At 63.6% G+C, this 21,807-nt stretch carries 28 protein-coding genes; 9 read left to right on the top strand and 19 right to left on the bottom strand.

Annotation, left to right across the window (positions count from 1 at the left end; all coding sequences use genetic code 11):
- The first annotated feature begins 136 nt into the window (after positions 1-136).
- Positions 137-547 carry a hypothetical protein gene (locus Q0O95_RS02595; protein WP_293695008.1) on the top strand — a complete coding sequence of 137 codons (411 nt, stop codon included), beginning with the start codon at positions 137-139 and terminating at the stop codon, positions 545-547.
- A 32-nt stretch (positions 548-579) separates the two neighbouring features.
- On the opposite strand, the gene Q0O95_RS02590 is transcribed toward Q0O95_RS02595, so the two are convergent.
- Together Q0O95_RS02590 and Q0O95_RS02585 are read right to left on the bottom strand one after the other, a co-directional pair.
- The gene (locus tag Q0O95_RS02590; RefSeq protein WP_293695007.1) at positions 580-2,370 is read right to left on the bottom strand and encodes an ABC-F family ATP-binding cassette domain-containing protein; all 1,791 of its coding nucleotides are present in this window, start codon (positions 2,368-2,370) and stop codon (positions 580-582) included.
- A 39-nt stretch (positions 2,371-2,409) separates the two neighbouring features.
- Complete coding sequence (locus tag Q0O95_RS02585) at positions 2,410-3,000, bottom strand: TetR/AcrR family transcriptional regulator (protein WP_293695005.1); 591 nt, start codon at positions 2,998-3,000, stop codon at positions 2,410-2,412.
- A gap of 69 nt (positions 3,001-3,069) precedes the next feature.
- On the opposite strand from Q0O95_RS02585, the gene Q0O95_RS02580 reads away from it, so the two are divergent.
- Together Q0O95_RS02580 and Q0O95_RS02575 are read left to right on the top strand one after the other, a co-directional pair.
- Positions 3,070-4,044, top strand: coding sequence for an alpha/beta hydrolase (locus tag Q0O95_RS02580; protein WP_293695003.1), 975 nt, complete (start codon positions 3,070-3,072; stop codon positions 4,042-4,044).
- A 30-nt stretch (positions 4,045-4,074) separates the two neighbouring features.
- Entirely contained in the window at positions 4,075-5,085 is a 1,011-nt protein-coding gene (locus tag Q0O95_RS02575; RefSeq protein WP_293695001.1) for an alpha/beta hydrolase, read from the top strand.
- Between the two features lie 13 nt (positions 5,086-5,098).
- On the opposite strand, the gene Q0O95_RS02570 is transcribed toward Q0O95_RS02575, so the two are convergent.
- Positions 5,099-5,431 carry a YciI family protein gene (locus Q0O95_RS02570; protein WP_293694999.1) on the bottom strand — a complete coding sequence of 111 codons (333 nt, stop codon included), beginning with the start codon at positions 5,429-5,431 and terminating at the stop codon, positions 5,099-5,101.
- Positions 5,428-5,982 carry a dihydrofolate reductase family protein gene (locus Q0O95_RS02565; RefSeq protein WP_293694997.1) on the bottom strand — a complete coding sequence of 185 codons (555 nt, stop codon included), beginning with the start codon at positions 5,980-5,982 and terminating at the stop codon, positions 5,428-5,430. Before Q0O95_RS02565 ends, Q0O95_RS02570 begins: the two co-directional genes overlap by 4 nt.
- Positions 5,983-6,097: 115 nt before the next feature.
- Between Q0O95_RS02565 and Q0O95_RS02560 the strand changes: the two genes are divergently transcribed.
- The gene (locus Q0O95_RS02560) at positions 6,098-6,592 is read left to right on the top strand and encodes a helix-turn-helix domain-containing protein (protein WP_293694995.1); all 495 of its coding nucleotides are present in this window, start codon (positions 6,098-6,100) and stop codon (positions 6,590-6,592) included.
- Between the two features lie 99 nt (positions 6,593-6,691).
- On the opposite strand, the gene Q0O95_RS02555 is transcribed toward Q0O95_RS02560, so the two are convergent.
- The 11 genes from Q0O95_RS02555 to Q0O95_RS02505 all read right to left on the bottom strand — a co-directional run bounded on the left by Q0O95_RS02555 (position 6,692) and on the right by Q0O95_RS02505 (position 14,413).
- Complete coding sequence (locus Q0O95_RS02555; RefSeq protein ID WP_293694993.1) at positions 6,692-6,976, bottom strand: antibiotic biosynthesis monooxygenase; 285 nt, start codon at positions 6,974-6,976, stop codon at positions 6,692-6,694.
- Between the two features lie 6 nt (positions 6,977-6,982).
- Entirely contained in the window at positions 6,983-7,759 is a 777-nt protein-coding gene (locus Q0O95_RS02550; protein ID WP_293694991.1) for a class I SAM-dependent methyltransferase, read from the bottom strand.
- Between the two features lie 156 nt (positions 7,760-7,915).
- Positions 7,916-8,686 carry a MerR family transcriptional regulator gene (locus tag Q0O95_RS02545; RefSeq protein WP_293694989.1) on the bottom strand — a complete coding sequence of 257 codons (771 nt, stop codon included), beginning with the start codon at positions 8,684-8,686 and terminating at the stop codon, positions 7,916-7,918.
- A gap of 55 nt (positions 8,687-8,741) precedes the next feature.
- Positions 8,742-9,314 (bottom strand): dihydrofolate reductase family protein, encoded by a 573-nt coding sequence (locus Q0O95_RS02540; RefSeq protein ID WP_293694987.1) that lies wholly within the window; start codon positions 9,312-9,314, stop codon positions 8,742-8,744.
- 141 nt (positions 9,315-9,455) lie between these two features.
- Positions 9,456-10,094, bottom strand: coding sequence for a hypothetical protein (locus Q0O95_RS02535; protein WP_293694985.1), 639 nt, complete (start codon positions 10,092-10,094; stop codon positions 9,456-9,458).
- 67 nt (positions 10,095-10,161) lie between these two features.
- Positions 10,162-10,656, bottom strand: a complete 495-nt coding sequence (locus tag Q0O95_RS02530) for a hypothetical protein (protein WP_293694983.1) — start codon at positions 10,654-10,656, stop codon at positions 10,162-10,164.
- 3 nt (positions 10,657-10,659) lie between these two features.
- On the bottom strand, positions 10,660-11,169 hold the full coding sequence (locus Q0O95_RS02525) for a hypothetical protein (RefSeq protein ID WP_293694981.1): 510 nt from the start codon (positions 11,167-11,169) through the stop codon (positions 10,660-10,662).
- Between the two features lie 8 nt (positions 11,170-11,177).
- The gene (locus Q0O95_RS02520; protein WP_293694979.1) at positions 11,178-12,098 is read right to left on the bottom strand and encodes a 4-(cytidine 5'-diphospho)-2-C-methyl-D-erythritol kinase; all 921 of its coding nucleotides are present in this window, start codon (positions 12,096-12,098) and stop codon (positions 11,178-11,180) included.
- A 58-nt stretch (positions 12,099-12,156) separates the two neighbouring features.
- On the bottom strand, positions 12,157-12,684 hold the full coding sequence (locus tag Q0O95_RS02515) for a hypothetical protein (RefSeq protein WP_293694977.1): 528 nt from the start codon (positions 12,682-12,684) through the stop codon (positions 12,157-12,159).
- 3 nt (positions 12,685-12,687) lie between these two features.
- Positions 12,688-13,533, bottom strand: coding sequence for a 16S rRNA (adenine(1518)-N(6)/adenine(1519)-N(6))-dimethyltransferase RsmA (rsmA, locus tag Q0O95_RS02510; RefSeq protein ID WP_293694975.1), 846 nt, complete (start codon positions 13,531-13,533; stop codon positions 12,688-12,690).
- The gene (locus Q0O95_RS02505) at positions 13,526-14,413 is read right to left on the bottom strand and encodes a TatD family hydrolase (RefSeq protein WP_293695046.1); all 888 of its coding nucleotides are present in this window, start codon (positions 14,411-14,413) and stop codon (positions 13,526-13,528) included. Before Q0O95_RS02505 ends, rsmA begins: the two co-directional genes overlap by 8 nt.
- Before the next feature lie 197 nt (positions 14,414-14,610).
- Between Q0O95_RS02505 and Q0O95_RS02500 the strand changes: the two genes are divergently transcribed.
- From Q0O95_RS02500 to Q0O95_RS02490, 3 genes are all read left to right on the top strand, one after another.
- Positions 14,611-15,129, top strand: a complete 519-nt coding sequence (locus Q0O95_RS02500; protein WP_293694974.1) for a hypothetical protein — start codon at positions 14,611-14,613, stop codon at positions 15,127-15,129.
- 122 nt (positions 15,130-15,251) lie between these two features.
- Positions 15,252-15,449 carry a hypothetical protein gene (locus Q0O95_RS02495; protein WP_293694973.1) on the top strand — a complete coding sequence of 66 codons (198 nt, stop codon included), beginning with the start codon at positions 15,252-15,254 and terminating at the stop codon, positions 15,447-15,449.
- Entirely contained in the window at positions 15,433-15,771 is a 339-nt protein-coding gene (locus Q0O95_RS02490) for a type II toxin-antitoxin system PemK/MazF family toxin (protein WP_293694972.1), read from the top strand. Before Q0O95_RS02495 ends, Q0O95_RS02490 begins: the two co-directional genes overlap by 17 nt.
- Positions 15,772-15,837: 66 nt before the next feature.
- Here the strand turns inward: Q0O95_RS02490 and Q0O95_RS02485 are convergent, their stop codons facing one another.
- Positions 15,838-16,323 (bottom strand): aminotransferase class IV, encoded by a 486-nt coding sequence (locus tag Q0O95_RS02485; RefSeq protein ID WP_293694971.1) that lies wholly within the window; start codon positions 16,321-16,323, stop codon positions 15,838-15,840.
- 128 nt (positions 16,324-16,451) lie between these two features.
- Entirely contained in the window at positions 16,452-17,267 is an 816-nt protein-coding gene (locus Q0O95_RS02480; protein ID WP_293694969.1) for an NAD(P)H-dependent oxidoreductase, read from the bottom strand.
- A 65-nt stretch (positions 17,268-17,332) separates the two neighbouring features.
- Between Q0O95_RS02480 and Q0O95_RS02475 the strand changes: the two genes are divergently transcribed.
- Positions 17,333-17,668: a helix-turn-helix domain-containing protein gene (locus Q0O95_RS02475; RefSeq protein WP_293694967.1), complete on the top strand. Its 336-nt coding sequence runs from the start codon at positions 17,333-17,335 to the stop codon at positions 17,666-17,668.
- A gap of 159 nt (positions 17,669-17,827) precedes the next feature.
- Here Q0O95_RS02475 and metG read toward each other — a convergent pair whose 3' ends face one another.
- Together metG and rsmI are read right to left on the bottom strand one after the other, a co-directional pair.
- Positions 17,828-19,360, bottom strand: a complete 1,533-nt coding sequence (gene metG, locus Q0O95_RS02470; RefSeq protein WP_293694965.1) for a methionine--tRNA ligase — start codon at positions 19,358-19,360, stop codon at positions 17,828-17,830.
- A gap of 10 nt (positions 19,361-19,370) precedes the next feature.
- Entirely contained in the window at positions 19,371-20,177 is an 807-nt protein-coding gene (rsmI, locus tag Q0O95_RS02465; RefSeq protein WP_293694963.1) for a 16S rRNA (cytidine(1402)-2'-O)-methyltransferase, read from the bottom strand.
- Between the two features lie 39 nt (positions 20,178-20,216).
- Between rsmI and Q0O95_RS02460 the strand changes: the two genes are divergently transcribed.
- A complete protein-coding gene (locus tag Q0O95_RS02460) occupies positions 20,217-21,779 on the top strand; it encodes a phospholipid carrier-dependent glycosyltransferase (protein ID WP_293694961.1) in 1,563 nt (520 codons plus the stop codon).
- The last annotated feature ends 28 nt before the right edge of the window (positions 21,780-21,807 follow it).

Genomic DNA, 21,807 nt, shown 5'->3' with positions numbered 1-21,807 from the left:
GACTGAGCCGCGCCTACCAGTCAGCGGATCGGCAGTATTCTCCACAGCCCAGCTGTTGGGGCGCACACCCCGAACGCCCTTGAGCATAGAGTCGATAGCGCTCGACGGGAAAACCGGGCAAGATGGGAGCATGTACATGTCGGCCGAGACGATCGCGATTGTCGCAAGCGCGGCGGGCCTGCTTTTCGCGCTCGCCAGCGGCTTCGGCTGGATGATCCACCGAATGGATCGGATGGGCAACAGACTCAGCGACAAGCTCGAAAGCGTCGAAGTCAGGCTCAGCGACAAAATCGAGAGCGTCGAAGTCAGGCTCAGCGACAAAATCGAGAGCGTCGACCAACGACTCAACGGGAAAATCGACAGCGTAGACCAACGACTCAGCGGCAAAATCGACAGCGTAGACCTACGACTCAGCGAGAAGATCGATGCCGTCGAAGAGAGTCTCGGAGAGCGACTCGATCGGGTCGAGCACGAACTCGGCGAAGTAAAGGTGGCGGTTGCCCGCCTGGAGGGGCCGCTGGTACAGCGTCTGGTTCTGCCTCGCTGAGAGGGAAGCGACCGAAGAGTGGTCGGTGACGCTCAGCCGAGACGCTCCGAGAGCTCCAACCAGCGTTCTTCGAGCTGCTCGGCCTCCGCCTCGAGGCCGGTGATCCGCGTCATCTCCTGCGCGATGCCCTCGTAGTCGGACTGGTCGAGATCGGCGAGCCCATCGCGTGCCTGAACAGCCTGCGACCGCAGCCGTTCGACACGGCGTTCGAGGGATACGAGCTCCTTCTCCGCGTCGCGGCGCTCGCGTCCCGACAGCGAAGGTGCCGCATCCGGCGCGGTCACGGCTCCCTGCTCCTGTGAACGCTTGTCCCCCGTCGACGCATCGCCGACCAGCCGCAGATACTCGTCGATCCCGCCGGGCAGGTGCCGCAGCGATCCGTCGATCACCGCGTACTGTTGGTCGGTGACGCGCTCAACCAGATAGCGGTCGTGCGAGACGACGATGAGACAGCCGCCCCACGAGTCGAGCACATCCTCCATCGCGGCAAGCATGTCGGTATCGAGGTCGTTCGTCGGCTCATCGAGAATCAACAGATTGGGTTCGTCGAGCAGGATCAGGAGCAGCTGCAGCCGTCGCCGCTGCCCTCCGGAGAGATCGCGAATAGGCGTCGAAAGCTCGCCGGTGCGGAACCCGAGGCGTTCGAGCAGTTGCCCCGGCGTGAACTCCTTGCCGTCGGCCTTGTAGCTCGTTCGCAACCGCCCTATCACGGTTCGCACCGGCTCGTGCTCGTGCTCGCGCAGCTCGTCGAGTTCCTGACTCAGACTGGCGACGCGCACCGTGGAGCCGCGCTTCACTCGACCGTCCGTGGGTTTCACGGTGCCGGCGATGAGCCCGAGCAGCGTCGACTTCCCCGCCCCGTTTCGCCCGAGGATTCCCGTGCGTTCCCCGGGGGCGATGCGCCACGTCACGTCGTGCAGCACACGGGTATCGCCGAACGAGACTCCCGCGTCGAGCAGATCGACGACGTCTTTGCCGAGCCGGGTGGCGGCGATCTGCGCGAGCGCGATGTTGTCGCGCGGCGGTGGCTCGTTCTCGATGAGCTGCGTGGCCGCCTCAACTCGGAACTTGGGCTTCGAGGTTCGTGCGGGAGCCCCTCGACGCAGCCACGCCAGTTCCTTGCGCATGAGGTTCTGACGCTTCGCCTCGATCGCCGCCGCCTGCCGGTCACGCTCGACACGCTGCAGAACGTACGCCGCGTATCCGCCTTCGAACGGCTCGACCGCGCCACTGTGCACCTCCCACGTGCCAGTGCAGACGGCATCGAGGAACCATCGGTCGTGCGTCACCGTCACGAGCGCACCTCTACCGCCCGCGTACCGCCGGTTCAGGTGCTCGGCGAGCCACGCGATGCCTTGCACGTCGAGGTGGTTCGTCGGCTCGTCGAGCATGAGCACATCCCAGTCGCCGACCAGCAGTGCAGCCAACTGCACGCGGCGACGCTGACCGCCGGAGAGCGAGCCGATCCGAGCATCCCAGTCGAGGTCACCGGTGAGCCCCGCGATGATGTCGCGCACCCGCGGATCGGATGCCCACTCGTGCGCAGGGCGGTCCCCGACGATCGCGTGCCCTACCGTGCTGTCATGGTCGAGCAGATCCTGCTGATCGAGGACGCCGACTGTCACACCGCCGCGACGTGTGACTCGTCCTCCCATCGGGTCGAGGCTGCCGGATAGCAGTCGCAGCAGTGTCGATTTGCCGTCGCCATTGCGACCGACGATACCGATGCGATCGCCGTCCTCCAGGCCGAGCGAGATCGCTTCGAAAACGACGCGATTGGGATATTCGAGGTGCACCTTTTCGGCGCCGAGCAGATGAGCCATGTCGATCCAAGGCTAACGGAAGGATGGAGCAACGCAGGTTCAGTGAGCGATCATCGACTCCAGCATGGCGACGAGTCGTTCCGCGGCCGCGGCCGAGTCGTAATCCGGGTCCTCGAGCTGTTCGATGACGATCCCGTCGATGCCACCTCCCACGATCACGGCGAGATCACGAGCGTGAGCAGTCCCTACTCCTTGCGCTGCCGCTGCCTCTTCGATGACTGCGGCGAGCGGACCCCACCGTTCCTCCCGCGCATGATCCGCATCCCCGCTCCGCATCGCCTCCGTGATCATGCGTACGCTGCCGGGATGCTCGCGCAGGTGGCCGACCATGGCCCGGATGTAGGCGGCGGGTCGCTCCTTCGGGTCCGCGCTGTCGAGCGCCGCAGCAACGGCGGAGACGAGAGCATGCAGTGTATCCGCGTAGGCGGCCTCGACGATCGCCGCCTTCGAAGGAAAGTAATAGAGAACCGCAGCCTTCGTAACCCCCGCCGCACGGGCAATGCCGGCGAGAGAGGCGCCGGAGTATCCGTGATCAGCCACGATGCCGCGCGTCACATCGATGATCTGAGATCGTCGAGCCCGCTCGGTAATGGTCGGCTCGCGCCCCTCGTCATCTCGCTTTCTTGCCACAACCACAATTCTACCCTACGGTAGAAGTGTTAACCGTTTGGTAGAATTACTAACCACTAGGTCAGGACTATGGCATCGAACACGAGTGACAACAGGGACCATCCCCTGTCGACGGGGACCGGCCGCGGACATCCCGAGCGCGACCGGCGGCGAAGCGCCAAGCGGCGCGTCGGCCACTGGGATAGCGAACAGGGCTACGCCCGCTATCGCGCCGAGTACGACGCTGCGTTTGCGGAATTTCCCGAACCCGCGGACACCTTCAGCGTCGGCACGGACTTCGGCAACGTACGCGTATACCGCTTCGAGGGCGAGGATCGGGAGGGGCATCCGCTCCTCCTCCTGCCGGGCAAAGCCTCGGGGTCGCCGGTCTGGGCAGACAACGTGCCGTATCTGCTTGAACTCGGCGACGTGTACGTTCTCGACCTTCTCGGGGAGCCCGGGCTGAGCGTGCAGCAGCGTCCGATCACCACCGATGAAGAGCAAGCAGCCTGGCTGCATCAGACCGTGCAGCAGCTGCCACCGGATGCGTTTCACCTCGTCGGATTGTCGTTCGGCGGCTGGAATGCCGTCAACCTCGTCTTGCACAACCCTGCCGGAATCGCGAGCATCACGCTGCTCGACTCGAGCCTGACCTCGCGCTTCCCCCTGGAGTTCTACCTCCGCTCCATCCCGGCAACCGTTCCGTGGTTGCCGAAACGCTGGCGAGACAGCTTCAATTCGTATCTTGCGGGCGGTTTTCCGGCCGAAGACGTTCCGGTCGCGAGGATGATCGAGGCCGGCATGCATCACTTCAAGATCAGGCTTCCGCAACCGAGTCGCTTCACCGAGGAGCAGTTGGCCACAATCGATCTGCCCGCGTTGATCATCATCGGCGGGAACTCTCCAATACACAAGCCGAGCGCCGCAGCAGAGCTTGCTCGGTCCTTCCCCAACGGCACGGTCAACGTCTACGTAGGCGCATCGCACGCCGTCAATGGTGAGGAGCCCGAGCGGATCGCGCACGACATCACCGAGTTGATCGACGCAACCGCCCGACGCGCGTAACGGCTGAAAAATCGAAGGAGCAGAGAACCGATGGAGAACGAGACAAAGGTCGAGCGAGAACATCTCGATACAAGGACCAAAGGGCCCCGGCGCCGCAGGAAAATGCTGTTCGCGATACTTGGATCCGCTCTCGTGCTAGTCATGGCGACAGCGCTGGCGATTCGTAGTCCTGCCAGCGTCGGGCACTGGGATAGCCAGGAGGGGCAGGATCGTTTCGCGAGCGCCTACGCAGCCGCGTTCGACGAACTCCCGGATCCCGCCGAGACATTCGACGTACGAACGGAATTCGGTTTCGTCAGGGTGTACCGGTTCTCGGGCACGGGGGATGCCGAGCACCCGATCCTCCTGCTCCCCGGCAGATCATCCGCGACACCGGTGTGGGCTGACAATATGCCTTCGCTTCTCATGCTCGGCGATGTCTACACGGTCGATCTATTGGGAGAGCCCGGCATGAGTGTGCAGGAGCGACCCATCACTTCCGATGAAGATCAAGCGGAGTGGCTCAGCCAGACGCTTCACGAACTGCCGTCGGATGCCTTTCATGTCGTCGGTCTCTCCATCGGCGGTTGGACTGCAACCAATCTGGCACTACACGATCAGAACAGCATCGCCACGCTCACACTGATCGATCCGGCGCTCACCTTCGACGACCTCCCGTTCGAGACCGTGCTGCGTTCGGTGCCCGCGGCCGTGCCGTGGCTGCCGAAATCCTGGCGTGACAACTTCAGTTCGTACACGGCGGGAGGTGCGCCGGTCGAGGATGTTCCCGTTGCGCGCATGATCGAGGCGGGCATGCAGCACTACTCGCTGAAGCTTCCGCAAACGACGAGGATCCTCGAGGAGGACCTCACCGCCATCGACGTGCCCGTGTTGGTGATTCTGGCGGGTGAGTCCGTGATGCTGGACGCCGAGACTGCGAGAACCACGGCTGAGAGCGCACTGCCGCGAGCCACTGTGCTCGTCTATGACGGCGCTTCGCACGCGGTGAACGGTGAGGAGCCGGAGCGAATCGCGAGCGATATCGCCGACCTGATCGCGTAGCGCCGTCGAGAGCTTAGCCGACGTCCATGAGCGGGCGGACCTCCACGGTTCCGTACTCTGCGGTCGGCATGTCACGCGCGATGGCTGTCGCTGCCGCATCGTCGGCTGCTGTGATGGCATGGGCTGCGAACACGACCTCGCCATCCTCCCGCCAAGGGGATGCGGCGCTCTCCGTGATCACTTCGCCCCGGCTCTGCAGCGCGAACGATCCGGCGATGACACCCTCGTTGCGCAGTCGCGCATCCAACTCACCCCAGCGACGCATCTCGTCGTCGTGTTCGGGCGTGCCTGGCTGCGGGCCGGCTCCGGGGACGTATCGGTGGATCAGCAGATGTGTAGCGGTCATGATGTCTCCTTTTCGAGCGTGTAGTGCAACGTGACGACGTTTTCGTGCGTTTGCGCGCTCTCCAGTCGCAACTCGCGCATGCCTTCCGCGCCGCGGAAGCGCACACCGTTACCGAGCAGCACGGGAGCTACGTGAACAACGATCTCATCGATCAAACCGGCCTCGAGGCACTGTTGTGCAACATTCGCTCCGATAATGCCGACATCACGGCCCCGTGCTGCGGTGATCGCCTCTTGAATGATCAGCTCGATGTTGCCGGCCCGAACACCGAGAGCACCCGGCAGCCCGTCGGCCGGGCGATTCGTCAGCAGAAACTGGCTGCCTTCCCACGCACCGTCGAACACCTCCATGCCGTCACGACGACCGACCTCGAAGCTTCGTCGCCCGGCGATCACAGCACCGAGACGCTCGGGGACCGCAGCGGCACCGGGGTCGGCCGGATCGATGTGCTGGAACACCCAGCTCATGTCGTCCCCTGCGGCGGCGATGTATCCGTCGAGCGACATCGTGGCCTGCCAGATAACCGATCCGCGACCTTTGTGCTGAGCCACGTTGCCACCTACTTCCTTGTGGATACCAGTTGCACTTTACAACTGGTATCCATCACGCTAACCAATCCACGGGTAGACTGCAAGTGGTTTTCTGCGAACGTGAGGAGGTACCCGCATGGCAAGCCAGCATCGATCCGGTTGCCCGATCAACCTCACGCTCGAGATCCTCGGCGATTCCTGGTCACTCCTGGTCATCCGGGATGTCATGTTCGGCAATCGCCGCCACTTCAACGAACTGCTCGGGAAGTCCGAAGAAGGTATCGCGTCGAACATCTTGACAGCGCGGCTTCGCCGACTTGTCGCGAACGGATTGCTTACAAGAGCCCCCGACAAGCACCACAAGCAGCGCCGCATCTTCAGCCTCACCGAACGCGCAATCCAGCTCGTTCCCGTACTCGCGACCATGGGCGCGTGGGGCTCCGAGCATCTCCCCGTCACGCCGGAGCTCAGCATCCGCGCCAAAATACTTGCCGAGGGTGGGCCGGAGCTCTGGGAGGCGTTCATGGACGAGCTCCGCGAACAGCACCTGGGCATCGTCCGACCGCCCGGCACGCCGTCCGTGTTCGATCGGCTCGAACTGGCCTACCGCAGCATGATTTCCGAGTGCTAGTGCAGATCGAGAACTCGAAGGACCCTGACTGAATCCTGATCGTCCTTCTTGACTTCTACGACCGGGTAGCCGTGCTCCGACGCTCGAAGGTCGACCAAGTCAATCAGGCAAATGCTCGACACTGTACCGGCGCACGATTCCGGCCGTCGCCCGACCCCACGGGCTGTTAGACACGCGCTGCTGGTGCGCTTCGAACGCCGACTCGTCGGTGAATTCCTCACTCACGTCCCAGACAAAGGGGTTTCGTGTTTCACGCACATCGAACGCCCTGCACCCCGCCTCCGCCCGAGTGAGTCGAACGTGTTCTGGCAGGAGCCGTCGCACAATCGCAGCTTCCTCTTCGCTTGCACAGACCAGCGTTCCGGTCAAACGTAATCGCGTCACGGATCTTCAGCTCTCTGCCGTAATGAGCGCCAGGGATCCCTCGAAATGGGGTGTCGTCCGCAGCACGCTGTGGCGGGCGTCCCAGGCACCGCTTGCCAGGTCCGCTTCTAAAGCAGCGACGGCGCGTTCGGCGGCTTCTTCGGCAACGAAACTCCACGCCGAATTCGCCGTGCGGGCGCCGGGGTCGAGGAACATCTCCGGACGACCGTAGTAGGCCTCCGAGAATCCGTCGGCGCAGAGCAGCGGGATGCGCAGGTACTGAACAGTGACATTGCCGCCCAGCCCGTCGGCCAGTTGTTCGATGGTGGGATACCGCCTCGCCTCGGTCGCGATCACCTCGGGTGCGTAGTCGTTCAGCCAGAACCCGTCGAGCCTCGTCGGATCACAGCTCATGATCACGACCGGCCCTCGCGTCACCCTGCGGATCTCACGCAGCCCGGCGCCGAGGTTCTGCCACTGATGCACCGAGAACGTCGTCAGAGCGGCATCGAAGCTGTCGTCGGTGAACGGCAACGACTCCGCCACGGCATCGATCGCGGTGCTCAAGTGCGCCGGCCTTTGTGCTCGCATCGATTCTGAGGGTTCTACGGCTGTGACGTCGCGGTCGTGCGGCTCATACGAACCCGCTCCCGCGCCGACGTTGATGACGCTGCGAGCATCACCCAGCGCTGCCGAAATCGCCTTCGCAAACTCCGGCTCGGGCTGCCGATAGGTCTTGTAGCCGCTACCGATGCGCCCGTAGTCCGCGTCACCTGCTGAACCGTCGATATTTCGAATCGTCACCCTGCCAATCTAGGCGACGAAGTCATTCGTGGCGGCGTCGACGATCCGCGCGCGCTGAGCGATGTGCCGCGAACTGTGCGCGCACAAGAGTTTTCGTCTGTGTGAGCGCACAGTCCGGCGGTCGTAATCACGCGGGCAGCTACCCTCACTAAGCGTCTACAGGTGCGTGTCGGCGTAGATGCGCAGCGCGTCGCGAACGAACTCCGCTCCTGCCGTGCCGCCTTCGCTCGTCGCGTAGTTGGCGCCGAAGCGAGGGTCGGCGACATACATCTCGCCGAGCCCCGTAACGTAGCCCTTCAGGTCGCAACCCTGGGTGTTCGCCGGCGTCCCTGGAACGCTGCGCAGCCACTCCACGTGCCGATGGGCGAGCCGCTGCCCCTCCTCGGAGGCCGGATCGACGCCGCGTTCTGCCGCAGCCGCCCAGTCCCCGGAGAGATCGGCAACCCTACGCTGCCAATCGGCTCGCTCGCTGTCAGACATGCCGCGCCACCAGCGGTCGCCTTCCGCGTATGCGGCCTCACCCCAGCGCTCCTCGACCTCCTCGCGGTATTGCGCATGATCGAATCCGTCGAACATTGTCTCTGCCATGAGAGTCTTCCCTTCTTCCAGTGCCTTGATCGTTGATTCCACCGACGCGATCTGACGTGCGAGACGATCTTCCTCCTGGCGAAGCCACGCCAGGTGCGTCTGCAGAGCAGACGATTCGGAGGACTCACGATCGATCACCTCTTTGACCTGCGGCAGTCCGAGCCCCAGATCACGGAGCAACAGGATGCGCTGCAGCCTCACAAGCGCCTGCTCGTCGTAGTGCCGGTAGCCGTTGGCAGCGATGCGCGATGGCGGCAGCAGCCCGATGTCGTCGTAGTGACGCAACGTGCGGCTCGTTGTTCCTGCCAGGCGTGCAACCTCTTGAATCGATCTCTCCATGACGTCCTCCTTTCGCGTCGATGATTCAACGCTAGAAGTTGACGTTACGGCAAGGTCAAGCGGGTCCTTTCTCCGAAGCTTCCGTGCTCTCGACGAGTGGCCCGACGACTCGATACCTGGCGCATGCGAACGCCTGGTTCTGCGCGAGTTCAAGCAATTCGAGGTCCAGCCGCCGCGGGAATACCGGACGCCCAGCGCCCAACGTCACGGGAGCGATAGAAACGACGATCTCTTCGAGCAGACCCGCGTCGGCGAACTGGCCAGCGAGATCACCACCGCCGACGACCCATAGCCCTTTGTCACCGGCGGCTTGCACCATCTGCTCGTATACGGGCCGAACATCCCCGCTCGCGAAACGAATGTCGGCTCCTTCGATGGGCTCCTGCTCGCCGCTCGTCATCACCCAGCAGGGCACGGTGTACGGCCACGGTTCACCGGAACCCACGAGATGCTCGCGAACCCAACGGTAGGTGGTCGAGCCCATCACGATCGCGCCGATGCCTTCGAAGAAGTGCCCGAACGAGAACGGCCCCGACTCATCGATCGGCTGCCGTAGCAGCCACTCGAGCGAGTCGTCGGGGTCGGCGATGAAGCCGTCGAGTGTAGTGGCAGTGTGGTAGGTCAGCATGTTCTCTCGTCCTCTCGATTCCCGATGCGGTCACTGCTCACAAAACCGACCAAGCAGTCTCACGCCGTGCGTACCAGTATCGTCCCAACGTGTGACACCAAGCTCGGCCCGTTCGTGCGTGCTGCCGGATGCTGCGGACGGCTATCCGACGATGTAGTAGAACCCCAGGTGCAGTGCGAGTGGCAGGTGGAGCGTCCGCAGCCAGAGCCGGAATCCTCCCAGCACGAAACCGAGAGCCAAGATCGCGATGCTGGGCGCGAGATTGTCCGGGGCGAAACTCGCCGGCAGGTAGAGAGCGTGCCCAGCCCAGAAGACGATGGCGGTCGTGACCAGGACAGCCCAGGTCGGCAGCCGCTCAGCGAGGTACTTCTGCAGCAGACCGAAGGTCAGAAAGTTCTGCCAGAGCACCGACGCTGCCATTGCGAACAGATAGAGCGCGACGGAGTAGTCACGGCTGTAGTGGAACGGCAGGATGGCCCCTGCGACGATCGGGATCGCATACAGGCAGACGGTCCATGACAGTGCGAAGAGCTCTCCGCTGTACCGCCGGTGGAGCATCGCGAGGGCCAAGACCAGAACGAAGGCCGTCACCGACTCGATCGTCACAGCAGTGTCGCGATCGTCGGAGAACATCGCGCCGAATCCGTCGCTGAGCATATTGGGCGTGAGATACCAGAGACCGAACCACGCGACGACCACGAGTGCGAGAACTGCCCACGGAAGCGACCGCGAGCGCTGAGGGTTGTCGTCGGAGGGCCCAGCGCTCATCGCTTCAGGCACCCGTCCATGTTCCCATTGCCCCGAAAGCAAAGCCCTGCCGAGGGCATCCTGCACCGGCAAAGGAGAGTCACAACCGTACCTGACGCACGATCCCGATGCCCACAACAACCAGCAGAGTGAGCACCAAGGTCATCGTCACGGTAAATGCGATTCCCTCGTGCAGCCCCAGTGCGAACACCCAAGCCACGACGCCCTGCATTCCCGCGACCACGAGCGCCATCCAGACCATCAAGCGTTCACCTTCCCGATAGATCTCCTGGGCATTCGTCTTTGTGACGACCGTGATGTAGTTGAACCACTGGGGCCTGTGCGACACGAGCAGGAGCCCCACAACGAGCGCCCCGAATACACCGGAGACGATCAACAGCTCCCACGGTGCCCCGTATCTCGTGACGGTTCCGTCGATGTCCCAGTGCACGGGAACATCCTCCGTCGCGGTCAGAACGCCAGGCAGCATTATCGCGATATGCAACGGCACGAGCATCCATGTCACGAGGCGCAGCCTGCGCGTCGTAGCGTTCGTCTGGAAGTTCGGCTCTGGGCGCTTACCTGCCGTGAACACGCGCTATCCGTCTCCGCGGATCTCCCGACGCGTGAACTCTTCGCGCGCCATCGCGGCGTATCCTCTGAACCAGACGACTGCGGTGAGCAGCGCCGGAATCAGCATGACGATCAGCACGACTCGGTCCTGCAGCAGCAACATGATGAGCCCGACGGAGACCGTCAGCTGCACGCCGAGACCGATCCATGCGTGGAGGCGCTCCGACGCTTTGTACAGGCGATCGACGTTCTCCTTCGTCACCGTGACGGGGAATCTGCCGAAGGCCGGCGCGAACGACATCAGCATCGTGCCACCAGTGAATGCCAGGGCGATGAAGATCAGTGGCAGCAGCGCGCCCGTCTGCAGCTCGTAGTCGATCTCGTCGCCGAGCAGATACGTGATCGGCACGGGCTCATCACGCGTGAGCGCCTGCCAGACCAGGATCGCCGTCGTCACGGCCGTCAGCAACACCACGGCAGTCTGCAACTGTCGCGTCACGGCATCCGTCGCGTAATTCTTATCGGGTCGTCCCATCACCACAATTACTCCACCACTTTCGCGCCCGATACGGGCCCCGTTACACGCTGGCCCTGGATGCCGTGCGAGGCGAGGGCTTTCACGAGCTGTTTCGCCGCATCCGCGTCTTCGCAGAGGAGCGCGCACGTGGGGCCGGACCCAGAGACAAGGCCCGATAGTGCCCCTAGTCGTTCACCTAGCTCGAGAACGCCGACCAACCGTGGGTGCAGTTTCAGGGCCGGTGCCTGCAAGTCGTTGTGCATGGCTTCTGCGAGCATTTGCGCGTCACCGAGACGCAGCGCCTGCAGTACCTGCGCCGGCACGATCGGTTCGATGACCGTGATGCCGGTATCGCGCGAGGTTCGCCACCTGTGCGCGTCGAGCTCATTGAACACAACCGGGGTCGAGAGCTCCCCTCCCGGCGTGACCAGTACCCACTCGAAAGAGCCGCGGTTCAGTGCGGGTGAGAGCACGTCGCCACGACCGGTGCCGATCGCGATACCGCCCATGAGCGAGAACGGCACATCGGCGCCCAGCTCTGCTCCGAGCTCCAGGAGGCCCTCGCGCCCGAGGTCGAGCCCCCACAGTTCGTTGCAGGCGACGAGCGTTGCCGCCGCGTCGGCGCTGCCACCGGCCATGCCTCCGGCAACGGGGAGGTGCTTCTCAACTCGGATGCTGACACCGGTTTCAATTCCGCCGGCTTTCGCGAGCGCTTTGGCGGCTCGAATCGCCAAGTTGTCGTCGTCGGTCGTGAGGTCGTCTGTGGAAACCGGCCCGTGAAACGAGACGGAGAAATCGTCGGTCGGCATGACCTCGACGAACTCGAACAGGTTGACAGAGAAGAACGCCGTGGCCAGGTCGTGGAAGCCGTCAGAGCGCAGCGCACCGACGCCCAGGTACACGTTGATTTTGCCTGGTGCTTTGGCCCGAACGCTGCGCCTAGTCACACACTCCAACTTAGTGGGCGTTGAGGGCTCGGATGAACGCGCGCTGAGAACGACGGACTCACTTGAGTGCGTCGAGCGTGGCTGCTGCCCACTCCTTCGCTGCCGCGTAGGCTCCTTGATCGGGCAGTTTCATAACGGTTATGCCGACTGGAGTTCCAGTTGGTCGCGACGGTTGCGCGTCGACGACGACACGGATGCCGTCCTCGCTCACGAACCGTACGTTCGGCGTCTTGAGCGTCATGCTCTTCGCGCGCGGCTCCCCGTAGCGCTCTGCGACCGCCGATGCCGCGCGCTCGAGTGCTGCTCGTTGGTCACCCGGCAGTGTGCGACGAACCGAGCATTCGAACGTCCCGTCGGGGCGCTGGCCCGGTAGCCGGCCCTGCACGTTCTGCTCGAAATCCACCGTGATGCCCTGGGCCCACCAGCCGTCGACACCGTGCTCTTCTATGAGGTGGTCTGCGATCTGCTTATGTTTCCATGCTTTGGCCCCGGCGTCGATCAGGACGCTGTTCCACTCGTCATGGGTCTTTCCGGTGGCGGCTTTGACGGCATCGCCGCCGACTTGCTCTCGTGCCGACTTCGCCACGATCTACTCCTTCTGCTCGCCGATCTGCTCTGCGATTCGAATGAACGGTTCCAGCGTAAGCGATTCGCCTCGCATTGTGGGGTCGACTTCTGCTGCTGCGATGGCGGCGGATGCTGCCTCGCTCGACCCGAAGATCCCGCTCAGGGCACCGCGCAGCATCTTCCTGCGCTGCCCGAACGCTGCGTCGACGACCGCGAACGTCTGCCGCCTCAGTGCATCGTCGCCCGGGAGTTCTCCCGGCCTGAATCCCACGAGCACGCTGTCGACGTTGGGCACAGGCCAGAACACCTGCCGCGAAACCTCTGCTTCGACCGCCCACGTGCCCCACCACGCGGCTTTCACACTCGGGGACCCGTAGATTTTGCTGCCCGGCTTCGCGGCTATACGGTGCCCAACCTCCGCCTGGACCATGACGAGTGCCCTCGTGATCGTGGGGAATGTCTCGAACAGATGGATCAGCACGGGGACGGAGACGTTGTACGGCAGGTTCGCTACGAGCGCCTGCGGCTCGAACGGCAGCTCGCGCACCGTCATGGCGTCGGCGTGCAGCACCTCGAGTCGTGCATCTTGCTGGCGTTCGGCGACGGTCTGCTGGAGGCGCGCGGCGAGTCGCGGATCGATCTCCACTGCTACGACATCGCATCCCGCTTCGGTCAGCCCCAGTGTCAAAGAGCCCAGTCCCGGCCCCACTTCTACGACTCGCTGTCCCGCGACATCGGCGACTCGGACGATACGACGTACCGTGTTGGCATCGAGCAGGAAGTTCTGACCCCACTTCTTCGTCGGGCTCACCTCGAGTTCGTCCGCGAGCCGTCGGATCTCGGCAGGCCCCAGGAGCGAATCAGCCATTGCTGTTCCAGTCGCCGTAGACCCGCAACGTGTTCTGCGCGGTGAGCTGTGCGAGTTCGTCCGCCGCACGACCCAGCTGCTCCGCCATGTTCCTGACCGTGTAGGGCGTCAGATACGGACTGTTGGGGCGACCACGGTACGGCACGGGAGTCAGAAACGGCGCATCCGTCTCCACGAGTATCAGACGGTCGTCGACAATCTGCAGCGCCCTCTGCACGTTCTTCGCATTCTTGAACGTAACCGTGCCCGCGAACGAGAGGTACCAGCCGTGCTCGTTCGCCAGCGCTGCGAGCTCCTCATCGCCGGAAAAGCAGTGGAAGACGGTGCGCTCGGGGGCTCCGACGCGCAAGAGCGTCTCCACGACGGCATCGTGGGCGTCCCGGTCGTGGATCTGCATGGCGATGCCGTGTCGTTTCGCAATGTCGATGTGCGCCTCGAACGACTCGTACTGGGCCCGGATACCGGGCTCGCCCTCCGTGCGGAAGAAGTCGAGACCGGTTTCCCCTACGGCACGTACGCGCTCCTGTTCTGCCAACTCGTCGATGACGGCGACCGCGTCGTCAAGCGTTCCGGCGGCGGAGTATCCGGGTGCTTCGTTGGGGTGGATCGCAACTGCTGCGAGCACGGCGGGTTCCTGTTCCGCGAGTTGCGCTGACCAGCGGCTGGATTCAACGTCGCCCCCGACCTGCACAACACCTACAACACCGGCGCGCGCTGCCCATTCGAGCGCGACATCGTAGCCGAAGGGCTCGCCGTCCTGAATCTCCATGTGCGCGTGGTTGTCGTAGATGGGGACGCCGAGAGGCTCGGGGATCTCCGGTCGCTTCCGGTTTCGAGCGCCCTCGTCTTCTCGCTCACGCACGTATTCCCCTCCCGGCATTTGGGTCGATTCGGGGCCGATGGGGAGCGGCAAGGGACGATCGAGCATGGACTCAAGTGTACGTCGCTGACCGCGTGCGGCGTGAACCATGGCATCGGCGAAGCATGGCCTGTGCATCCCATCAAAGACGCGTCAAGGGCGTTGACCCACCGCTCGCGAAATGTTCGACTGGGCAGCACCGACGAAAGGAGCACACCATGCGTAGAGCAGCGATTCCGATTGCAGCCATCGCCGCAATCGTCCTGGCCGGTTGCGGCGCTAACGGCGGAGGGGAAGACGCTCCAACCGAAACGGAGACGGAAACGGTTAGCCCCGAACCCACCGCTACTGAGGAACCGACCGAGCCAGAAGGTCAGTGGGCTACCCCCGTTGAAGCAGACGATCTCGTCGGCGAAGACGCGCTCGAGACGGAAGAACCCGCGGACGTCCGCTGGCTCGAAGTCGGCGAGACGTTGCAGATCGTCGTCGTGGGCTCTGGGTCAACGGATTGCGTGCCTACCGCGATCGACGCCTGGACCGATGGCGAGCAGGTTGAGATCGAGTTCGAAGCGGCGGATGAAGAAGCCACGTGCACGATGGACCTGCGCCCGCACGTCTGGACCGTGACCTGGGATGAGCCGCTCGAGGTCGAAGGAGCGCTGCAGCTCTTCCTCACCAATGTCGAGGAAGACGGCGAGCAGTACGAGACCGAACTACCCGCCGAGCCCGTCGAGTAGTTCCGCGTTCGCCCGTAAAGCAGTGCGGTCCTGATCGGCTTGCCGCTACAGTTCTCAGCCCACGTCTGTGACGGTGAGACAGCCGTGTAGACTAGATAGTCTACATCCGCTAGCCTGGAAACATGAGTGATACAACTACAATCCGGGTCAGCCGCGCCACGCGCGACATCCTCAATGATCTGGCGACCCGGCGTGGTGAATCCTTGACCGACACCGTATCCCGCGGTGCACGGCTGCTGGAGCAGGAAACCATCGGGCACGACCTTTCCGCACCCCTGCGGGACGACGAGCTTGCCTGGCTCGATGCTGACGCCGGGTGACGTCGTCGCCCTCGACCTCGGCGCACCCGCGGGTGCAGAGGCGGGTCTGCGTAGGCCTGCTGTCGTCATCACCGCTGAGCGGATCCTCCTTGGTGGCCCGAACGTCGTCCAGGTGGTTCCCCTCTCGCGCACGATTCGCGACAGCGGCTCCGAGATCCTTGTCGAGCCCGATGGTCACAACGGGCTCAGCGGTGTTTCGACTGCGCAGTGTCAGCACATTCGGTCCGTCGCTACTACGCGGGTGAGCGCAAGAATCGGCAACGTCGGCCCCGCCGTGCTTCGACAGATCCGGGCCACGGTCACGATCATCATCGACGCCTGAGACCGCACTACACCGAGTTAAGAGCGCCACGGGTGCGCACAAGTAGTCGTACTTGCGCCCGCATAATCAAGTCAGTCGCGCTCGGCTCTCCTCCGCATACGCTTCGCACAGGAGCTTCGCGAACGTCGAGTCTATGACCGTCGGCTGTCCTCCAATCTCTGAGACGGGAATTGCGGGTGTCCAGGAGTTCATCACCACGGCCGACAGACGATCACTCATGTCGGCAGGGCGGACAGCTCGGGTCGTCTGCGGTACTCCCCTATCCCGCAGACGACGGACGAGGATCTGCCTGGTCACGCCGGGCAGATATTCGGCTTCTGGCCAGATCACGGATTCGCCGTCCCAGAACGCTAGATTCCAGATCGTGGCCTCAGTCAACCTGCCAGATGAGTCCTCGAAGGCTGCGTCGTCGAATCCCCGCTCTACGGCCTGACGCAGGAGAAGCGTCTTGCTGACTTCGCCGACATGCTTCACCCGCGGCAGGTGCCGCTCGTGCCGCACGACATCGAGGGCGAGCGGGCCCGCTGCGGGTTCGGTGATCTTGATGAGCACAGTGGAGCACTTGCACGACTATGACTCCCAGATCGCTGACTTGGTCAGCACGCGGGATACGCTCCAGGGCCCGATCGATTCTTCGGCCCCGAACCTGCGTCAGACCGTCTAGCGTTTGTCTCCGACGCTCAGCAAGATATGGGAGATGCCGGGTTCTGTATGTGCACGCGCACACCATGCTCGCCGGGGCGGACATGCGGTTCGAGCTCCCACTCTGAGGTGTAGTCGCCGGTAAATTGCGGTCGGTACGGAATCGGTTCGTCGGTGAAGAGTCCATCAAGGCGCCAACGGAGGTCATCTCGTGCTTGCGAGTAGTCGGTGATGCGGTCGGCGCTGGGCAGCGCCCAGGGTGGGAGCACGCTCATCCCGGTGTAGGCGAAAGTGCCATGGAGAAGGCCGAAGAGCAGTTCGTGCAATTCACCGGATTTTCCTCGGGGACCGATGGAGTGCGGCCGGTCGCCGAGCGTGGTGACCACGAGCGCCCGTTTGCCGGCGAACGGGCCTTGCTCGAAGCGAAGTCGCCGACCGGTGTCGGGGTCGGTGCCGAACGCAAAGCCGTTGACGAGCACGCGATCGAACCATCCCTTGAGGATGGCCGGCATCCCATACCACCACAGCGGAAACTGTACGACGACCGCGTCTGCACGGCGGAGCTTCGCCTGCTCATTGGCAATCTCAGCTGGTTGGGTGCCAGAGACGTAGCTGTCTCGGGTGTCGGCGCCGACACGGAACACGTTCGGGCTGGTGTCGGCATGGTGTCCGCCGTCTTGAGCCCGAACCACAGGATCCCAACCCATCGCGTAAAGGTCCGATTCGATAACGGTGTGCCCTGCCTGGCAGAGGTGTTCGATGGCGTCGCGACGCAGACTGCCGTTCAGGGACGATGGTTCGGGGTGGGCACTGATCCAGAGGACCGTCGAAGCGGGGGTGTCGATGTTGTGCATGCTTCGATGGTCTCGACTTAGGGTAGATTTTGCTAGTACGGACATTTTTGTCCCTAGGAGGGGTTATGCGTCTGCCCGTGTCGCGAGCAATGGAAGTCTGCCCTGTCGAGGTGGCGGTGTCGGTGCTGGGCGGGACGTGGAAGCTCACGCTGATCAAGCATCTCCTCGGTGGCACACGGCGCTTCAACGAACTCGGCCGACTCGTCCCCTTGGCGAACACGAAGACGTTGACGCGGCAGTTGCGCGAGCTCGAGGAGGACGGCATCGTACGACGCACGGTCTATTCGGAAGTGCCGCCGCGGGTCGAGTACGACCTCACCGCACGGGGCCGATCCCTCGAAGCGCTGGTGAGTGCAATGGATGTGTGGGGTGCGGAGTTCATCAGTCAGCAACGCGCGTGAGCTAGAACTCGGCTACCCGAAAAAGGGGACCCCACCGTCAGTGTGAGCGCGGGTTCGCTGTGGGGCTCGCACTCAGCTGCTCGGTGTTGCGGATGGCGACCGGTCGCTCTCGACCCCGTTGACCAGGTACTACACGGAGCAAGGCACCGTGTCAGCCCATCAGTTCTGCTCGATGCGCGGGAAGAGCGGCGAGAGTTCGTCGACGCGAGCCGGGACTTCCCACTCGTGCGCGTTCTGGATGCGCTGGTCGGTGACCTCGTCAGCGCCGCCGATACCCCGCCACAGCTTCTGCGCGCTCTCCGGCATGACGGGAGCCAGAAGGATCGCGGCCGTTCCGAGACCGCGAACGTTGGTCGCGAGCACTTCCGCGAGCCTGTCGCGCTTCGACTCGTCCTTCGCGAGTTGCCAGGGTGTCGTCTCGGTGATGTATCCGTTGAGGCGGTCGACGATCGAGAACGCAGCGTCAACGGCGTCGTGGATCTGGAACTCGTCGATCGACGAGTTCGCGCGGTCCGTTTCACTGCGGAACAGCTCCGCGAGCGCATCCTCGGAGGGCACCTGCGGGATTTCGCCACCGAAGTACTTGTTGACCATCGCGATGACGCGGCTGGCGAGGTTGCCGAGTCCGTTGGCGAGTTCCGCGTGGTATCGCGAGTCGAGGTCCTCCCACGAGAACGATCCGTCCGATCCGAAGTGAATCGCCGACATGAAGTAGTAGCGGAAGGCATCGATGCCGAACACCTCGGTGATCTGCTTCGGCTCAATCCCGGTGGCCTTCGACTTCGACATCTTCTCACCGCCGACGAGCAGCCATCCGTGCCCGTAGACGCGCTCCGAGATCTCGATGCCGGCCGCCATCTGCATCGCCGGCCAGATGACCGCGTGGAATCTGGCGATGTCCTTCCCGACGATGTGGTTACCGGGCCAGCGACGCTCGAACTGCTCGTCATCGACGCCGTACCCGATCGCGGTGATGTAGTTCATGAGCGCTTCGAACCACACGTAGACGACGTGCGAGTCGTCCCACGGCACTTTGATGCCCCAGTCGAACGTCGACCGGGAGATCGACAGGTCGTTGAGGCCCTGCGCGACGAACGACCGCAGCTCGTTGCGCACACTGGCAGGCTGGACGTAGTCGGGCCGTGTGTCGTATAGCTCCAGCAGGCGATCCTGGAACTCGCTGAGCTTGAAGAAGTAGTTGGCTTCCTTGACGGTTTCGGTAGGGCGCGAGTGGATGGCGCAGACACTCTGGCCCTCGTATTCGCCGACGCCGTCGACGAGGTCGCCGGGGGTCTTGTACTCCTCACAGCCGACGCAGTACTCGGCTTCGAATTCGCCGTGATAGATGAAGCCGGCGTCATACAGGCGCTGCAGGAACTTCTGCACGCCGACGCGGTGACGGTCCTCCGTCGTTCGGATGAAATCGTCGTTGGCGACATTCAGCACTTCGAGGTTCGGTTTCCACGCGTTCTCGACCAGCTTGTCGGTCCACTCCGTCGGGGAAACGCTGTTGGCCATCGCGGTGCGCAGGATCTTCTGACCGTGTTCATCGGTGCCGGTGAGCATCCAGGTGTCGTCTCCGCGCATTCGGTGCCACCGTGCCAGGGTGTCGGCGGCGACGATGTTGTATGCGTGGCCGATGTGCGGAACGTCGTTGACGTAGAAGATCGGCGTGGTGACGTAAAAACCCATAGATGCAATCCTACGAGAGCGCAGCCGTGTACAGGTCGCGCTTGCTGTGCCCTGTTACGTCGGAGACTTCCGCGGCAGCGTCCTTCAGGCGGGTTCCTTGCTGCTGCATGGCCCTCACCATCTCGCACGCGGCTTCGAACGTTACGTTCTGCACGTCACCGGGAGCGATCACGACGACGATCTCCCCCTTCACGCCGGCCTCCGCCCACGCCGTGAGTTCGATGGCGGTCCCGCGCCGGACCTCCTCGAATCGCTTCGTGAGTTCACGGCAGACCGCGATGCGTCGCTCCGGCAGCGAGTCGGCGATGGATCGCAGGGTTTGCGCGATGCGATGGGGCGACTCGAACAGCACAACCGTACGCTGCTCGGTGCGCAACGATTCGAAGTAGCTCGTACGGCTGCCCGGCTTCCTGGGAACAAAACCGTCGAACGCGAACCTGTCGGTGGGCAGCCCGCTGAGTGCGAGAGCCGTCAGCACGGCACTCGGGCCCGGCAGGCACGTAACGTCGACGCCCGCGTCGATCGCCTCCCTGACAACGACGAAGCCGGGGTCGGAGACCGTCGGCATCCCCGCATCCGTCAGCACGAGGATGTCCTCATCCGCAGCCCGCGCAACGAGCGAAGCTGCCAGCTCGCGTTCGTTGTGGTCGTGCAGCGCGACGAGCTCGGGATGCGCATCGACGCCGAGCGCGCGCATGAGCTTCACCGTCACACGGGTGTCCTCCGCCGCTACAACCGGTGTACTCGACAGAGCTTCGCGGAGCCGCTCGCTCGCGTCGCCGAGGTTGCCGATGGGCGTGGCTCCGAGGATGATCACATCGACATCTTCGCAGGTTCCGGTGCAAGAATCGTCTTTGTGACCGTCGACTCTCCGCAGCCAGCGCCTCCCGCCCCGGCTCCCTCGTTTGCGCAGCGTCTGCAGCGGTTCAATACGGTAAAGTCGCGGCGCGTGGCGGCGATCGTTACGCCGATTGCGCTCCTGGCGCTCGCGCTCGCCGTCAGGCTCGTCAATCTCGATCAGTTTCCGATTCTGGTCTTCGACGAGACCTACTACGTGAAAGACGCCTACACACTGTACCTGCACGGATACGAAACCCGTTGGGGCGACGAACCGAACCCGGCGTTCGAGGCGGGCGATGACAGCGCCATGAGTGACGAGCCGTCGTTCGTCGTGCATCCGCCGCTCGGCAAGTGGATTCTGGGCATCGGTATGGCGTTGTTCGGGTTCGAGAGCCCGTGGGCCTGGCGTCTGCCCGCTGTCCTCGTCGGCGCGGCTCTCGTGCTGGTTACCTACTTCATCGCGAAGGGCATCACTCGCTCGACGTTCTGGGGCGGCGTTGCGGGCTATCTGCTCGCGATCGATTCGCAGGCGATCGTGATGAGTCGCACCGTCCTGCTGGATACCGTGCTCGCACTCTTCGTCGCCCTGGGTATCGGCGCGCTCTTCCTCGATCGGCGTCATGCGCCCGCGCGAGTCGTCCGCTGGATGCAGGAACACGGTCGATGGCGACCGGCGTTCCTGTTGCGCCCCTGGTTGATCGTGGCAGGGGTTGCCTTCGGGGCGGCGGCGGCCACGAAGTGGTCAGGCCTGTATTTCTTGGCAGCCTTCGGGCTCTGGTCTGTGCTCATGGATGTGCTCGACCAGTGGAAGGCGACGAAGCGCGGCATCTCGTGGCTCGGGTTCCTCACGCAGGGCCCAGCGAGCTTCCTGCTCGTGGTCGTGCCTGCGGCTGCGACGTATGTGGTGTCGTACGCGGGCTGGTTCCTCCGCGGCGGTTACTACCGCAACTGGGCGGAAGAGGACGCTGCGAACCGCATCTCGTGGCTGCCGGACTGGCTGCCGCTCGATGTGCATTCCTTCGTGCACTACCAGATCTCGACCTACGAGTTCCACGTCGAGCTGACGAAGGACCACGCGTTCCAGTCGCCGGCCATCGAGTGGCTGCTCATGCTCCGGCCAACAGGGTTTGCCTCCGAATCGCACGATGACGGGGCCGTTGTACAGTACGTTTCGGCAATGCCTAACCCGTTCATCTGGTGGGCGGGAACAGTTGCGATCTTCGTCGGCCTCTTCATGTTCGGAAGGACGATGAACACGGCGCTCGGCGCAACGCTGTTGGCAATTGCAGCGGGCTACGTGCCGTGGCTGCTGTATCCGGACCGGACGATCTTCTCGTTCTACACGATCGTCTATACGCCGTTCCTGATCATTCTGATCGTCATACTGCTGCGGTGGCTGGTGTGCGGGCTGCCGGGCAGCCCTGCAAGCCCGGATCGAAGACTCGCAGGAAGCATTTTCGTTGGCGGCTATCTCTTGCTCGTGACGATCGCCTACGCCTTCTGGAGCCCGGTGACCTACGGCTATCCGATAGATCAGCAGTGGATGCGGCTGCGCTATTGGCTGCCCGGCTGGCGCTAGCGGGTGAGCCCGCTTCGCGCATTGACCC

Source organism: uncultured Agrococcus sp. (genome assembly GCF_945915485.1).
Taxonomy (GTDB): Bacteria; Actinomycetota; Actinomycetes; order Actinomycetales; family Microbacteriaceae; genus Agrococcus.
This window is presented reverse-complemented; position numbering and strand designations above follow the sequence as displayed.

What these genes read in the sequence shown, in the direction of transcription:
- Q0O95_RS02595 (WP_293695008.1), top strand. Translation starts at nt 137, where the DNA reads ATGTCGGCCGAGACGATCGCGATTGTCGCAAGCGCGGCGGGCCTGCTT.
- Q0O95_RS02590 (WP_293695007.1), bottom strand. Translation starts at nt 2,370, where the DNA reads ATGGCTCATCTGCTCGGCGCCGAAAAGGTGCACCTCGAATATCCCAAT.
- Q0O95_RS02580 (WP_293695003.1), top strand. Translation starts at nt 3,070, where the DNA reads ATGGCATCGAACACGAGTGACAACAGGGACCATCCCCTGTCGACGGGG.
- Q0O95_RS02575 (WP_293695001.1), top strand. Translation starts at nt 4,075, where the DNA reads ATGGAGAACGAGACAAAGGTCGAGCGAGAACATCTCGATACAAGGACC.
- Q0O95_RS02570 (WP_293694999.1), bottom strand. Translation starts at nt 5,431, where the DNA reads ATGACCGCTACACATCTGCTGATCCACCGATACGTCCCCGGAGCCGGC.
- Q0O95_RS02560 (WP_293694995.1), top strand. Translation starts at nt 6,098, where the DNA reads ATGGCAAGCCAGCATCGATCCGGTTGCCCGATCAACCTCACGCTCGAG.
- Q0O95_RS02545 (WP_293694989.1), bottom strand. Translation starts at nt 8,686, where the DNA reads ATGGAGAGATCGATTCAAGAGGTTGCACGCCTGGCAGGAACAACGAGC.
- Q0O95_RS02540 (WP_293694987.1), bottom strand. Translation starts at nt 9,314, where the DNA reads ATGCTGACCTACCACACTGCCACTACACTCGACGGCTTCATCGCCGAC.
- Q0O95_RS02525 (WP_293694981.1), bottom strand. Translation starts at nt 11,169, where the DNA reads ATGGGACGACCCGATAAGAATTACGCGACGGATGCCGTGACGCGACAG.
- rsmA (WP_293694975.1), bottom strand. Translation starts at nt 13,533, where the DNA reads ATGGCTGATTCGCTCCTGGGGCCTGCCGAGATCCGACGGCTCGCGGAC.
- Q0O95_RS02505 (WP_293695046.1), bottom strand. Translation starts at nt 14,413, where the DNA reads ATGCCGGGAGGGGAATACGTGCGTGAGCGAGAAGACGAGGGCGCTCGA.
- Q0O95_RS02500 (WP_293694974.1), top strand. Translation starts at nt 14,611, where the DNA reads ATGCGTAGAGCAGCGATTCCGATTGCAGCCATCGCCGCAATCGTCCTG.
- Q0O95_RS02495 (WP_293694973.1), top strand. Translation starts at nt 15,252, where the DNA reads ATGAGTGATACAACTACAATCCGGGTCAGCCGCGCCACGCGCGACATC.
- Q0O95_RS02490 (WP_293694972.1), top strand. Translation starts at nt 15,433, where the DNA reads ATGCTGACGCCGGGTGACGTCGTCGCCCTCGACCTCGGCGCACCCGCG.
- Q0O95_RS02480 (WP_293694969.1), bottom strand. Translation starts at nt 17,267, where the DNA reads ATGCACAACATCGACACCCCCGCTTCGACGGTCCTCTGGATCAGTGCC.
- Q0O95_RS02475 (WP_293694967.1), top strand. Translation starts at nt 17,333, where the DNA reads ATGCGTCTGCCCGTGTCGCGAGCAATGGAAGTCTGCCCTGTCGAGGTG.
- metG (WP_293694965.1), bottom strand. Translation starts at nt 19,360, where the DNA reads ATGGGTTTTTACGTCACCACGCCGATCTTCTACGTCAACGACGTTCCG.